This is a genomic window from Mycobacterium lentiflavum (assembly GCF_022374895.2).
Lineage (GTDB): Bacteria > Actinomycetota > Actinomycetes > Mycobacteriales > Mycobacteriaceae > Mycobacterium > Mycobacterium lentiflavum.
The window spans coordinates 768,019-780,408 of sequence record NZ_CP092423.2; the positions used below are offsets into that span (position 1 = coordinate 768,019).

A 12,390-nucleotide genomic window follows, 5' to 3' on the forward strand; every position below is an offset into this window, starting at 1 on the left:
GCGCCAGTTCGTGCGAGCGGCCGTCACATAGGGTCACACGAGACAGGTGCAATTCACAAACGAGCCGCACGCCAGAGGCGGTTTAGGGCTCCCGCGGCGGCACGATTGGCGAAGGATGCGGCTCCTCGCGGAACTTCTCCAGTGATCCGCCGACTTCGACAATTCCGCACAGCGCGTTCCAGCTGAGCATGGTCAAGTAGTCGATGAGTTCGTCTCTTGTCATCCGTGGATTCGACATCCACGAGTGCGTGGCCAACTGCACACCGCCGACGATCAAGTAAGACCACGGTTCCGCGCCGCCGGTGTCGATCCCGGCCTGCAGCATGCGCCGGCGCATCAACACCGCGATCATGCGGGCGATGATCCGCTCGGAGTCGGCGATCACTTTGCTCTTGCTGGCCGAGCTGTTGGCCATCACGAACCGGTAGGGCTCGGGTTCGTTCGCCACGGTGTCGACGTAGACGCGGATGACCTCGCGAGTCAGGTCCAGGCCATCGAGATTGGATGTCAACGCGGCGGCCATGTTCGGAATCAGCGTGGTCTGCGCGAAGCGCATCATCACGGCCGTCGTGAGGTCGTTCTTGTCGACGAAGTAGCGATACAGAACGGTCTTGGAGACCCCGATCTCGGCAGCGATCTCGTCCATGCTGAGGTAGCGGCCGTGTCGGCGGATTGCGTCGATCGTGCCGTCCACCAGCTCGTTGCGGCGGTCCACCTTGTGCTGGTGCCAGCGCCGCTTGCGACCGTCCGTCTTCACGATTACAGCCGGGATTTGCTCTGTCACTGTCGACGATTCCCATTCACTAGACGCCCTCGATACTACGGCGTGGGGGCCTGTTTGGCGGACGCGGACGCCATCTGTGAGGGGCTCCGCCGGCAGTGTCGTAACACGAACTCGCCCAAGCGATACATGATGGTGGGGTGTCACATAGAGCCGAGGGATCGGGTTCGGCCGCATCGCGGCCGGAGCCGACCACGTCCACGGCCGCGGCGGGCCGGACTCGTACGTCCTTCGCGGAGTCGTTCGCTGGAGCCGATCCCGAGGCGGACGCGCAGCGGCGGGTGGCGCTTCGCCGGATGAAATTGGTGGCACTGAGCTTCTTGGTCGGTGCCACGGTGGTGTTCCTGGCCTGCCGATGGGCACAGGCGCACGTCAGTGTGGGCGCCTGGGTCGGCTACGTCGGCGCGGCCGCCGAGGCCGGCATGGTGGGTGCCCTCGCGGACTGGTTTGCCGTGACCGCGTTGTTCAAGCACCCGTTGGGCATCCCGATCCCGCACACCGCGATCATCAAGCGGAAGAAGGACCAGCTCGGCGAGGGCCTGGGCACGTTTGTGCGGGAGAACTTCCTGTCGCCCGAGGTGGTAGAGACCAAGCTGCTCGACGCCCAGGTGCCGGGCCGGCTCGGCAAGTGGCTCTCGGAGCGGGCGCATGCCGAGCGGGTGGCCAGCGAGGCCGCGACGGTGCTCCGCGTCCTCGTCGAGTTGCTGCGCGACGAGGACGTCCAACAGGTGATCGACCGGATGATCGTGCGGCGAATCGCCGAACCACAGTGGGGGCCGCCGGTGGGCCGGGTGCTGGCGACGCTGCTCGCCGAGAACCGGCAGGAAGCCCTGATCCAGTTGCTCGCGGACCGGGCCTTTCAGTGGTCGCTGAATGCGGGCGAGATCATCCAGCGAGTGGTCGAGCGGGATTCGCCGACCTGGTCGCCGCGGTTCATCGACCACCTCGTCGGCGATCGCATCCACCGCGAGCTGATGGACTTCACCGACAAGGTGCGCCGCAATCCAGACCACGAGTTGCGCCGCTCCGCGACGCGCTTCCTGTTCGAATTCGCCGACGATCTACAACGCGACCCGGAGACCATCGCGCGCGCCGACGCGATCAAAGAGCAGCTGATGGCACGCGACGAGATCGCCAACGCGGCCGCGACGGCGTGGAAGACGCTGAAGCGGTTGGTGCTCGAGGGCGTCGACGATCCCTCCAGCGCGTTGCGCACCCGCATCGCGGACAGCGTCGTTCGCATCGGGGAGTCGCTGCGCGACGACGCCGAGCTGCGCGACAAGGTCGACGGCTGGATCGTGCGGGCGGCTCAGCATCTGGTCTCGCAGTACGGGGTCGAGATCACCGCGATCATCACCGACACGATCGAACGCTGGGATGCCGAGGAGGCGAGCCGGCGGATCGAACTGCACGTGGGCCGCGACCTGCAGTTCATCCGGATCAACGGCACCGTGGTCGGATCACTGGCCGGTCTGGTGATCTACACGGTCGCGCAGCTGTTTTTCTAGGGGTGCTAACTACTGCTTGCAAATGCAAGCACATGGTCGTACGCTCTGTCGTATCAAGGTCAGCCCTCGCACCCAGGAGCACGCAATGACAGCGGAGGACACGCTCTCCGCCAAGGTGTCGATAGCGGCTTCCGACATCGGCAGCTTCATCCGTAGCCAGCGTGAACTCGCCCAGGTTTCGGTGCGACAGCTTGCCGAGCTGGCCGGTGTCAGCAATCCCTATCTGAGCCAGGTTGAGCGCGGACTGCGCAAACCTTCTGCCGACGTTCTGAGTCAGATCGCTAAAGCGCTGCGGGTTTCCGCCGAGGTCCTCTATGTGCGGGCCGGGATCCTCGAGCCGAGCGATAAGAGTCAAGTGCGCGACGCGATCATCACCGACACGGCGATCAGCGAGCGTCAGAAGCAGATTCTGCTCGAGATCTATGCCTCATTTGCTCAGCAAAACGAACCGATCCATGAGGAGTATTCGCCCGAATCCGACCACCACGAGTGAGGTAGCCCGGCCGGGCCGACTCAGCTGCGAAAACGCCTGAGCGCGAGTTGGTGACGTATATCCCAACGGCCGCTGGGTTACCCAGAAGGGAAGGCTGCACCGATTCCCACTGATTCCCGGGCGCGACGTTGCGCCCACACCCACTCGATCGTCAACCCGACCCGACCAACCAGGAGGTTTCCCGGCAAGCTGCGTGCCATGTCAATTCGCGGGTCTTGACTACTCCTCGCACGAGGAGCCGACGCTTGCTTCGACTTCCATATCTGAGACTTCAGCAATCCTGAGAACGACAACCAACCATGAAAGGAAACACCATGGCTGACAACCCGAACATCGAAGAATTGCGGGCGCCGTTGCTGGCGGCCCTGGGCGCAGCAGACCTGGCCCTGGCCACCGTGAACGAGCTCATCGGCAACCTGCGTGACCGCGCCGAGGACACCCGCACCGACACCCGCAGCCGGGTCGAGGAGAGCCGTGCTCGCATCGCCAAGCTGCAGGAAGACCTGCCTGAGCAGTTCACCGAGCTGCGCGAGCGCTTCACCCCCGAGGAACTGCGTAAGGCTGCCGAGGGCTACCTGGACGCCGCGACCAACCGCTACAACGAGCTGGTCGAGCGGGGCGAGGCCGCGTTGCAGCGGCTGCGCAGCCAGCGGCCGTTCGAGGAGACCACGGCGCGCGCCGAGGGCTACGTCGACCAGGCCGTCGAGCTGACCCAGGAAGCGCTGGGCACTGTGGCGACCCAGACCCGCGCGGTCGGCGAGCGTGCCGCCAAGCTGGTCGGCATCGAGCTCCCCAAGAAGGCCGAGTCGGCCGGCAAGGCAGTGGCCAAGAAGGCTCCGGCCAAGAAGGCGCCCGCCAAGAAGGCCCCGGCCAAGAAGGCTCCGGCCAAGAAGTCGGCGGCCAAGAAGGTCACCCAGAAGTAGTTCGGATTCCGAGTTGCCCTTCGGGGCAACTCGGATTCGACGTTTACGACGCTGCCCGCATACCCTTAAGTCGTGAATCATGCTGTGGGTACCGTCATGTTGGTCTTGCAGATCGGCGTCCTGGTGATGTCGGTCTACGCATTCATTCATGCGGCGATGCAGCGACCCGACGCCTACACCGCTGCGGACAAGCTGACCAAGCCGGTGTGGCTGGTGATCCTGGGCCTGGCCGTTGCGTTGACATCCGTCCTGAGCTTCGTTTTCGGCGTGCTCGGCATGGCGATCTCGGCCTGCGCGGCGGGCGTGTATCTGGTCGACGTGCGGCCCAAACTTCTGGAAATCCAGGGCAAGTCGCGCTGACGCGATGAAGGCCGTGCTGGCCGCGGTCGTCGCGCTGCTGGGCTGGGTGCCCGCTGTGGGCACCTCGTTGGCCGATCCCGGCACCGGCGAGGTCAACCCCGCCCCGCCGTTTGTCGATCACACCGCGTGGGCGCAGTGGGGACGGCTGGCCAGCTTGCGGGTTTTTCCGACCCCGTCGGGGCGGCTGGCCGCCCGGCACCCCAACACCGCCGGTGCGGTCGACGAGGCCTGGGCCGAGGTGTTGGCGATGGCACCAAACGCCGATACCCCCGGCATGCGTGCGCAATTCATCTGCCATTGGCAATTCGCCGAAATGGCGCAACCCGGCAAGACGAGCTGGAACCTCGAACCGTGGCGGCCCGTCGTCGACGACGCCGAGATGGTCGCGTCCGGCTGCAATCCCGGCGGCCCGGAGGAACCCTACTGATGACGCTCAGTCGACGACAGCTCGCGGCACTGGTCGACCACACCCTGCTCAAACCCGAGGCCACCGGCGCCGACGTGGTCGCGTTGCTGGCCGAAGCCGCAGACCTGGCCGTCTACGCGGTGTGCGTGTCCCCGTCGATGGTTCCGGTCGCCGCGGCGGCCGGTGGGGTCCGGGTCGCGACGGTGGCCGGCTTTCCGTCCGGCAAGCATGTCTCCGCGATCAAGGCTCACGAGGCCGTCCTGGCGGTGGCAGCCGGGGCCGGCGAAGTCGACATGGTCATCGACGTTGGCGCCGCGCTGGCAGGAGAGTTAGACGCGGTGCGCTCCGACATCGCGGCGGTGCGCGCAGCAGTACCGGACGCCGTCCTCAAGGTGATCGTGGAATCGGCTGTGCTGCTTGGTGATTCAGACGGGCGCACGCTGACCGATGTGTGCCGGGCAGCCGAAGAGGCCGGCGCGGACTTCGTCAAAACCTCGACCGGGTTTCACCCCGCGGGCGGGGCGTCGGTGCGGGCCGTCGCGCTGATGGCCGAGGCCGTCGGCGGTCGCCTCGGGGTCAAAGCCAGCGGTGGCATTCGCACCGCCGCCGACGCGGTTGCGATGGTGGACGCCGGGGCGACCAGGCTCGGCTTATCCGCGACCCGGGCAGTGCTCGACGGACTCGGCTAGATCCGTCGCCTAGCGGCGGCCTTCGAGTGTGCGGTGAGGGCGGACAAACCGCGCACATCGCGCCCTCGGCGCGCACCGAAAGCCCTCGGCGCACGCTCAACGCCCTAGATGTTGGCGAAGCAGGAATCGTTGTTCTCGCCGGCCGGAATCGTGGCGTTCTGGGTGGAGAAGTGGCTCGTCACGCCGGTCGGCGTCACCTGCACGCTGTCCGCGTGAATACCCAGCGGGTAGTCGGCGGTCAGTTTCGCGGTGTACGCGTCGAGCGTGGACTGCACGCTTTCGCGGGGCAGCGTGAAGCCCAGCGCGTTGAAGCTCTGAATCTGCAGCTGAATCCCCTTGCCGGACACCACGGGCTTGGTCGTGATGTTGTCCAGCATTCCCTTCAGTTCGATGGTGCCGTCGGCGGGATGGGTCGTCACGCTGTTTGTGACGAACGGGCCCAGCACCGGGATCGCGTTCTGCACCGAATCCTTGATGCCGTCACTGGTCCAGGTGATGGTCGCGTCCAGCGATCCGATGGTGCCCTTGGACGACGACGTCCGGTCCAGCTTGACGTCTTTGATGGTGATGTCGATCTTCATACCCTTGGCGTCGCGGATCTGGTTGCCGGCCGTCGACACCGAGATGTTGGTGAAGTGCTGCGTCGCGAGCTGCCACAGCAGCAGTGGCGCGACTCCGAACGAGGCCGTGGCCTGGTCCTGGACCTCGCAGGCCACCGCCTCGGCTACCTTGGTGTCGGCCACATGGCGGGCGTACAGCTCGCCGCCGATCAGCCCGGCGACCACCAGCGATACCACGATGACGCAGATCAGAACGATGGACAGCGGGTCCCGAAATCGCTTCTTCTCGGGCGGCTCGGGCGGTTCGCTGGGCCGGGTTACCCGCTCGGTGGGACTGAGTGGCGGCAGCGGCGGCGGTGCATAGCTGGCCTGCTGCGTGTCCGCTCCCGCCGGGTAGTGCTGCTCGGTCGGGGCGGAGGTCGGGCCGAACGGACCGTGGTCCTCGCTAGGAGCCCACGTGGACGGGCCCTCGTGCGGTGGTCCTGGTGGGTTCGTCACCCAACCGATTCTGCCCTATCGCTACGAGCAAAGTCGGACTGGTTGCGGAGCACGGCGATGCTGTCGCGGGCCTTGGCGACCAGGGCGGCGTCGATGTCGGCGAGCACCAGTTGCGGGTCGGGCCCGGCAGACGCGACCACCTCGCCCAGCGGCGAAGCGACCAGACTGCCGCCGACGCCGGTCGGCGCGCCCGCGGAAGACCCCGAGCCCGCCAGCGTGTCACCGGGATCGGCTTGACCGACCGCGGCGACGTAGCTCATCGAATCCAGCGCGCGGGCGCGGGCCAGCAAGGTCCACTGGTCGAGCTTTCCCGGACCCGAACCCCAAGACGCGCAGACCGCGATGAGCTGGGCGCCGCGCCGGGCCAGCTCGGTGTAGAGCTCGGGAAAGCGGATGTCATAGCAAACGGTCAACCCCACTTCGACACCGTCGACGGTGATCACCACCGGTTCGCGGCCTGCAGCGACGGTGCGCGACTCGGTAAAGCCGAACGCGTCGTAGAGATGGATCTTGTCGTAGTGAGCGTCCGGCTGATTCGGTGCGCCCGGCCCGGCCGCGATCAGCGTGTTCGTCACGCGCCCGTCGCCGGCCGGGGTGAACATTCCGGCGATCACCGTGACGGCGGAGTCGGCCGCGATCTGCCGGACCCCGTCGGCCCACGGCCCGTCGACGGGTTCGGCGATCGGTGCCAGTGGGACGCCGAACCGGCACATGGTCGCTTCGGGAAACACCACCAGCGTCGCGCCGGCGTCGGCGGCCCGAGCGGTGTAGTCGCGCACCTGCTGCAGATTGGCCGCCGGATCGGTGTCACTGAGCATTTGCGCCAACGCGATTCGCATGGCCGCCAGCTTAGAAGCGAATCACGCGTTGTTGGTGATCCATTTGGTGGTGAAGCGCTGCTCCCTGCTCACCAGATCAGCAAGATGCGTGCCGATGATGTTCTCCACCTTGCCGCCGATCAGGGGAATCCGGACGTGGATGCTGACCCGGAACGTCAGGCGGGCGCCGCCGCGGTCAATGGGCGACAGCTCGGCGGTGCCCAGGACGTTCACCGGGGTATCCACGATCGTGCCCCTGATGGATGCCGTGGCGATGCCGTCGGTGACCGGTCCCCAGGTCTCTTCGCGTCGGAAGAACAGATCGCCCCGGTGCAGCTGGGTGACCATCGCAGGCAGGTTGCGGCTGTGCACTTCCTGCAGCGTCACCACTTCGATGGTGCCGTCGTCGCCGGGTACCCCACCCACGCGGATCGACTCCAGCCGCGCCTCGTCGACCGGAATGTCGGCCAGCCTGGCCCGCCAGTAATCGGGCTCAGCGAACGTCCGATGCAGGTCTTCGACGCTGTCCTGATAATCGGCGGACAAGTCGAATGAGCGAGGCATAGCAGGCCAGGCTACCGTTACGGGCCATGAAAGCCAGCGATGCCGGATCGCTGTTCGCTGGTGCGCGCGTCGCCGAGGCGGTGCCGTTGGCGCCGTTGACCACGTTGCGTGTCGGACCGGTCGCGCAACGCCTGATCACCTGCACCAGCAGCGAACAGGTTGTCGCTGTGCTGGCCGAATTGGACGGGGCCAGTGCCGGTCCGGTGCTGGTGTTCGCCGGCGGCTCCAACCTGGTGATCGCCGACGACCTGACCGACCTGACCGCCGTGCACTTGGCCACCCGCGGGATCACCGTCGACGGCCGCCTGCTGCGCGCCGAGGCCGGGGCGGTATGGGACGACGTGGTCGTCGCTGCGATCGAGCACGGGCTGGGCGGGCTCGAGTGCCTGTCCGGCATACCGGGATCGGCGGGAGCCACCCCGGTGCAAAACGTCGGCGCCTACGGCGCGGAGGTGTCCGACACGATCACCCGGGTCCGGGTATTGGATCGCGGCAGCGGCGCGGTGCGCTGGATACCGGGCGACGAGCTGGCCTTCGGTTATCGCACCAGCATGTTCAAGCGGGCCGGTCAGCACGTTCCCGGCGTCGTGCTGGAGGTGGAGTTCGCACTGGACGAATCGGGCCGCAGCGCGCCCTTGCGTTACGGCGAGCTCACCGCCGCACTGAATGCGGGCAGCGGTGAGCGTGCGGACCCGCGCACGGTTCGCGACGCGGTGCTGGCCCTGCGCGCCCGCAAAGGGATGGTGCTGGACGCGGCCGACCACGACACCTGGAGCGTGGGTTCGTTCTTCACCAACCCGGTCGTCGCGCCGGAGGTCTACGAGTCGCTGGCCGGCCGCACCGACGGGCCGGTGCCCAACTACCCGGCGCCCGACGGCGTCAAGCTGGCCGCCGGCTGGCTGGTGGAGCACGCGGGCTTCGGTAAGGGCTATCCCGACACCCCGGCTGCGCCCTGCCGGTTGTCCACCAAGCACGCTCTTGCTCTGACCAATCGAGGCAACGCCGCTACAGCGGACGTGCTGGCCCTGGCGCGGACCATCCGCGACGGGGTCCGCGACGTGTTTGGCATCACACTAGAGCCCGAACCGGTGCTGCTCGGCTGCCGCCTGTAGCTGTGGATTTGGTGGGGCGGTAGGCTTTCGCGACTCGTCGTGGCGTAAGCGGTGTCGATACTGCCGGTATCTTTTATTGTCGTGAGCACATCCCCCGAACAGCCGCCGATCAATCGGCGGTTGGCGTTGGCAGCCCTTGGGCTGGGAGTGTTCGCGCCGAGCGTGCTGGCCGCCTGCGGCGGTCCCGCGGCGAAGCAAGGGCAGAAGAACAAAGAGCAGGCGGCGCCGAGTCTGAAGTACCAGCCCGCCTTGGACAACCACGGGACCGCTGCCGATGTGGTACCCATCGCGCCGGTCAGCGTCACGGTCAGCGACGGCTGGTTCCAGAAGGTGGCGCTGACGAATTCGTCCGGCAAGGTCGTCGCCGGAACGTTCAACGCCGACCGCACCGTCTACACGACCACCGAGCCGTTGGGTTACGACAGCAGCTATAGCTGGAGCGGATCGGTCGTCGGGCACGACGGCAAGACCGTTGCCGTCACCGGCAAAATCACCACCGTCGCGCCCAGCAAGAAGATCGACGGCGGCTTCCAGTTGGCCGACGGCCAGACCGTCGGCGTCGCCGCGCCGATCATCATCCAGTTCGACGCGCCGATCAGCGACAAGGCTGCCGTCGAGCGGGCGCTGACCGTCACCACGAACCCGCCCGTCGAGGGCAGCTGGGCCTGGCTGCCCGACGAGCAGCAGGGTGCCCGCATTCATTACCGCCCGCGCGAGTACTACCCGGCGGGCACCACCGTCAACGTCGACGCCAAGTTCTACGGGCTGCCGTTCGGCGACGGCGCCTACGGACTGCAGGACATGTCGTTGAAGATCCAGATCGGCCGCAAGCAGGTCGTGAAGGCCGAGGTGTCGTCGCACCGGATCCAGGTCGTCACGGACGCCGGGGTGATCATGGACTTCCCGTGCAGCTACGGCGAGGCCGACAAGGCGCGCAACGTCACCCGCAACGGCATCCACGTGGTAACCGAGAAGTACGCGGACTTCTACATGTCCAACCCCGCGGCCGGCTACAGCCATGTGCACGAACGCTGGGCAGTGCGAATCTCCAACAACGGCGAGTTCATCCACGCCAACCCGATGAGCGCGGGTGCACAGGGCAACACGAACGTCACCAATGGCTGCATCAACCTGTCGACCGAGGACGCGGCGGAGTACTACCCGACCGCGATGTACGGCGACCCGGTCGAGGTGACCGGCAGTTCGATCCAGCTGTCCTACTCCGACGGCGACATCTGGGACTGGGCCGTCGATTGGGATACCTGGGTGGCCATGTCGGCCCTCCCGCCTCAAAATGCGCACCCGCCGGCCAGTCAGATCCCCGTCACCGCGCCGGTCACGCCGTCGACCGCGCCGAGTCTGTCGGGCACGCCGACCACCACGACCACCACGACCACGTCCAGTTCGGGGCCGCCTAGCCCCGGCGGTTGAACCGCATCGTATTGGCCTGATCACGCGGCTTGAGCACGATCAGGTCCAGGTCGACGTGGGAGGGGCGCGACGCCACGAAGCCGATCACCTCGGCCACGTCGGTCGCCGTCAACGGCGTGATGCCGGCATAGACCGAGTCCGCGCGTTCCTGATCGCCGTCGAATCGGACCAGTGAGAACTCGGTTTCCACTGCGCCCGGGGCGATTTCGGTGAGCCGCACCGGCTTGCCCAGCAGTTCGCCGCGCAGCGTGCGGTGCATCGCGCCCTGGGCGTGCTTGGCCGCGGTGTAGCCGGCGCCCCCGTCGTACACCTCGAGCGCGGCCACCGAGGTGACGGTGACGATCAGGCCGTCGCCAGAGTCGATCAGCTTGGGCAGCAGCGCGCGGGTGACCCGCAGCGTGCCAAGCACGTTGGTCTCCCACATCCAGCGCCAGTGCTCGAGGTCGGTATCGGCGACGGGCGCCAATCCGCGAGCGCCTCCGGCGTTATTGACCAGCACATCGACCCGGCCCAATTTGCTGGCGAGTTCCGCTACGGCTGCGTCGTCTGTGACGTCAGCCACAATGGGTGTGCCGCCTATTTCTTTTGCGAGGGCATTTATCCGGTCCGCACGTCGCGCCACTGCGACGACGTGAAACTCAAGGGCGGCAAGGGTTTTGGCTGTTGCTTCGCCGATCCCGGAACTGGCACCGGTAACTACGGCAACCCGTTGATGCGCGTTATTTGAACTCACTGAGCCAACTCTAATAAACGTGCTAAATTCCTGAGGTGCACCACAGCGCCCTGTTCAACAACACTGCCGCGTGTCTTTGCGCGGCATGTGCGTGTTGTTGCCGCGCACTTTGCCGCGCCTGAACCCAAAAACAGGTTGTGGCCAAGACCGGCCATTGGAACTCGGACAAAGGACGCTCGTGCGCTCGACTTCTCTCACCCACACCCATCATTCGCCCAGCCGTAAGGGCCACCTGCGGCTGCACCGCCAGATTCTGCCGCCGTCGCTGCACATCTCCGACTCCGCTGCGGCCTCGGTGTTCCGGGCGGTCCGGCTGCGCGGCCCGGTCGGCCGCGACGTCATCGCCGGGGTCACCTCGCTGAGCATCGCGACGGTGAACCGGCAGGTAATCGCCCTGCTCGACGCGGGTCTACTGCGGGAACGCGCAGACCTGGCGGTCTCCGGAGCCATCGGACGCCCCCGGGTTCCGGTGGAAATCAATCACGAACCGTTCGTGGCACTGGGCATCCACATCGGTGCGCGGACCACCAGCATCGTGGCCACCGACCTGTTCGGGAGGACGCTGGACACGGTGGAGACGCCGACGCCGCTGAGCCCGCCGGCCGCCGCGCTGACCTCGCTGGCCGAAAGCGCCACCCGCTACCTGAGGCGCTGGCATCGCCGGCGGCCGCTGTGGGTCGGGGTCGCCATCGGTGGCACTGTCGACGGCGCCACCGGCCATGTCGACCACCCGCGGCTGGGCTGGCGGCAAGCGCCGGTCGGGCCGGTGCTGGCCGACGCGCTGAGCCTGCCGGTGTCGGTGGCTTCGCACGTCGACGCCATGGCCGGCGCCGAGCTGCTGCTAGGCATGCGGCGGTTTGCGCCGAGTTCGCCGACCAGTCTGTACGTCTATGCCCGCGAGACCGTGGGATACGCGCTGGTGATCGGCGGACGGGTGCACTGCCCGTCCAGCGGTCCGGGCACCATTGCGGGCCTGCCCGCGCACTCCGAGCTGCTCGGCGGCACCGGAGCGCTGGAGTCCACGGTCAGCGACGAGGCGGTGCTGGCCGCGGCTCGCCGGCTGCGCATCCTGCCCCCGGCGCCGGCCGGCCGCGCCAACGGCCCCGCCACGGGCATCGCCGATTTGCTGCGCCTGGCCCGGGCCGGCAACCAGCCGGCCAAGGATCTGCTCGCGGAGCGCGCCCGAGTCCTGGGCGAGGCGGTCGCGCTGCTGCGTGACTTGCTCAACCCCGACGAACTGGTGGTCGGTGGTCAGGCGTTCACCGAGTATCCCGAGGCGATGGAGCAGGTGGAGGCGGCATTCGCTGAGCGTTCGGTGCTGACGCCGCGCGACATCCGCGTCACCGTATTCGGCAACCGCGTGCAAGAGGCGGGAGCGGGCATTGTGTCGCTGGGCGGGCTCTACGCCGACCCGCTGGGCGCGATGCGCCGCGCCGGGGTGATCGGGTCCCGGGTCCCGGATGTCGTCGACGAGTCTTCCGCCTAACGCGAACGGCTTGGGCTGGCTGCCGGAC

14 protein-coding genes are annotated in these 12,390 nt (G+C 67.2%); 9 read left to right on the plus strand and 5 right to left on the minus strand.

Features of this window, described 5'->3' with window-relative positions; translation table 11 throughout:
• Positions 1 to 82 precede the first annotated feature (82 nt).
• Positions 83 to 784 carry a TetR/AcrR family transcriptional regulator gene (locus tag MJO58_RS03725; protein ID WP_090599733.1) on the minus strand — a complete coding sequence of 234 codons (702 nt, stop codon included), beginning with the start codon at positions 782 to 784 and terminating at the stop codon, positions 83 to 85.
• A 137-nt stretch (positions 785 to 921) separates the two neighbouring features.
• Here MJO58_RS03725 and MJO58_RS03730 point away from each other — a divergent pair, with 137 nt between their 5' ends.
• The 6 genes from MJO58_RS03730 (at position 922) to deoC (ending at position 5,160) form a co-directional block, all read left to right on the plus strand.
• Positions 922 to 2,289: a DUF445 domain-containing protein gene (locus MJO58_RS03730; protein ID WP_239722051.1), complete on the plus strand. Its 1,368-nt coding sequence runs from the start codon at positions 922 to 924 to the stop codon at positions 2,287 to 2,289.
• Positions 2,290 to 2,374: 85 nt separating this feature from the next.
• A complete protein-coding gene (locus tag MJO58_RS03735; protein WP_090599742.1) occupies positions 2,375 to 2,782 on the plus strand; it encodes a helix-turn-helix domain-containing protein in 408 nt (135 codons plus the stop codon).
• Positions 2,783 to 3,096: 314 nt separating this feature from the next.
• Positions 3,097 to 3,705 carry a heparin-binding hemagglutinin gene (locus MJO58_RS03740; protein WP_090608420.1) on the plus strand — a complete coding sequence of 203 codons (609 nt, stop codon included), beginning with the start codon at positions 3,097 to 3,099 and terminating at the stop codon, positions 3,703 to 3,705.
• A 72-nt stretch (positions 3,706 to 3,777) separates the two neighbouring features.
• A complete protein-coding gene (locus tag MJO58_RS03745) occupies positions 3,778 to 4,065 on the plus strand; it encodes a DUF2516 family protein (protein ID WP_175364343.1) in 288 nt (95 codons plus the stop codon).
• 4 nt (positions 4,066 to 4,069) lie between these two features.
• A complete protein-coding gene (locus MJO58_RS03750; protein ID WP_090599745.1) occupies positions 4,070 to 4,492 on the plus strand; it encodes a DUF2599 domain-containing protein in 423 nt (140 codons plus the stop codon).
• Complete coding sequence (deoC, locus tag MJO58_RS03755; protein WP_239722052.1) at positions 4,492 to 5,160, plus strand: deoxyribose-phosphate aldolase; 669 nt, start codon at positions 4,492 to 4,494, stop codon at positions 5,158 to 5,160. Before MJO58_RS03750 ends, deoC begins: the two co-directional genes overlap by 1 nt.
• A 104-nt stretch (positions 5,161 to 5,264) precedes the next feature.
• Here deoC and MJO58_RS03760 read toward each other — a convergent pair whose 3' ends face one another.
• The 3 genes from MJO58_RS03760 to MJO58_RS03770 are packed head-to-tail and all read right to left on the minus strand — an operon-like array spanning position 5,265 to position 7,600.
• A complete protein-coding gene (locus MJO58_RS03760) occupies positions 5,265 to 6,218 on the minus strand; it encodes an LmeA family phospholipid-binding protein (protein WP_239722053.1) in 954 nt (317 codons plus the stop codon).
• Entirely contained in the window at positions 6,215 to 7,057 is an 843-nt protein-coding gene (locus MJO58_RS03765) for a carbon-nitrogen hydrolase family protein (protein WP_239722054.1), read from the minus strand. The genes MJO58_RS03760 and MJO58_RS03765 overlap by 4 nt, the downstream gene beginning before the upstream one ends.
• 21 nt (positions 7,058 to 7,078) lie before the next feature.
• Positions 7,079 to 7,600, minus strand: a complete 522-nt coding sequence (locus MJO58_RS03770; protein ID WP_239722055.1) for a DUF2505 domain-containing protein — start codon at positions 7,598 to 7,600, stop codon at positions 7,079 to 7,081.
• Positions 7,601 to 7,626: 26 nt separating this feature from the next.
• On the opposite strand from MJO58_RS03770, the gene MJO58_RS03775 reads away from it, so the two are divergent.
• Together MJO58_RS03775 and MJO58_RS03780 are read left to right on the plus strand one after the other, a co-directional pair.
• Positions 7,627 to 8,712: a UDP-N-acetylmuramate dehydrogenase gene (locus tag MJO58_RS03775; RefSeq protein WP_239722056.1), complete on the plus strand. Its 1,086-nt coding sequence runs from the start codon at positions 7,627 to 7,629 to the stop codon at positions 8,710 to 8,712.
• Positions 8,713 to 8,763: 51 nt separating this feature from the next.
• A complete protein-coding gene (locus MJO58_RS03780; RefSeq protein WP_239722057.1) occupies positions 8,764 to 10,143 on the plus strand; it encodes a L,D-transpeptidase in 1,380 nt (459 codons plus the stop codon).
• Here MJO58_RS03780 and MJO58_RS03785 read toward each other — a convergent pair.
• A complete protein-coding gene (locus MJO58_RS03785; protein WP_239722058.1) occupies positions 10,127 to 10,876 on the minus strand; it encodes an SDR family oxidoreductase in 750 nt (249 codons plus the stop codon). The genes MJO58_RS03780 and MJO58_RS03785 overlap by 17 nt on opposite strands.
• A gap of 178 nt (positions 10,877 to 11,054) precedes the next feature.
• Between MJO58_RS03785 and MJO58_RS03790 the strand changes: the two genes are divergently transcribed.
• Positions 11,055 to 12,362 carry an ROK family transcriptional regulator gene (locus tag MJO58_RS03790; RefSeq protein WP_239722059.1) on the plus strand — a complete coding sequence of 436 codons (1,308 nt, stop codon included), beginning with the start codon at positions 11,055 to 11,057 and terminating at the stop codon, positions 12,360 to 12,362.
• Positions 12,363 to 12,390 lie beyond the last annotated feature (28 nt).

What these genes read in the sequence shown, in the direction of transcription:
- deoC (WP_239722052.1), top strand. Translation starts at nt 4,492, where the DNA reads ATGACGCTCAGTCGACGACAGCTCGCGGCACTGGTCGACCACACCCTG.
- MJO58_RS03750 (WP_090599745.1), top strand. Translation starts at nt 4,070, where the DNA reads ATGAAGGCCGTGCTGGCCGCGGTCGTCGCGCTGCTGGGCTGGGTGCCC.
- MJO58_RS03740 (WP_090608420.1), top strand. Translation starts at nt 3,097, where the DNA reads ATGGCTGACAACCCGAACATCGAAGAATTGCGGGCGCCGTTGCTGGCG.
- MJO58_RS03770 (WP_239722055.1), bottom strand. Translation starts at nt 7,600, where the DNA reads ATGCCTCGCTCATTCGACTTGTCCGCCGATTATCAGGACAGCGTCGAA.
- MJO58_RS03775 (WP_239722056.1), top strand. Translation starts at nt 7,627, where the DNA reads ATGAAAGCCAGCGATGCCGGATCGCTGTTCGCTGGTGCGCGCGTCGCC.
- MJO58_RS03765 (WP_239722054.1), bottom strand. Translation starts at nt 7,057, where the DNA reads ATGCGAATCGCGTTGGCGCAAATGCTCAGTGACACCGATCCGGCGGCC.
- MJO58_RS03735 (WP_090599742.1), top strand. Translation starts at nt 2,375, where the DNA reads ATGACAGCGGAGGACACGCTCTCCGCCAAGGTGTCGATAGCGGCTTCC.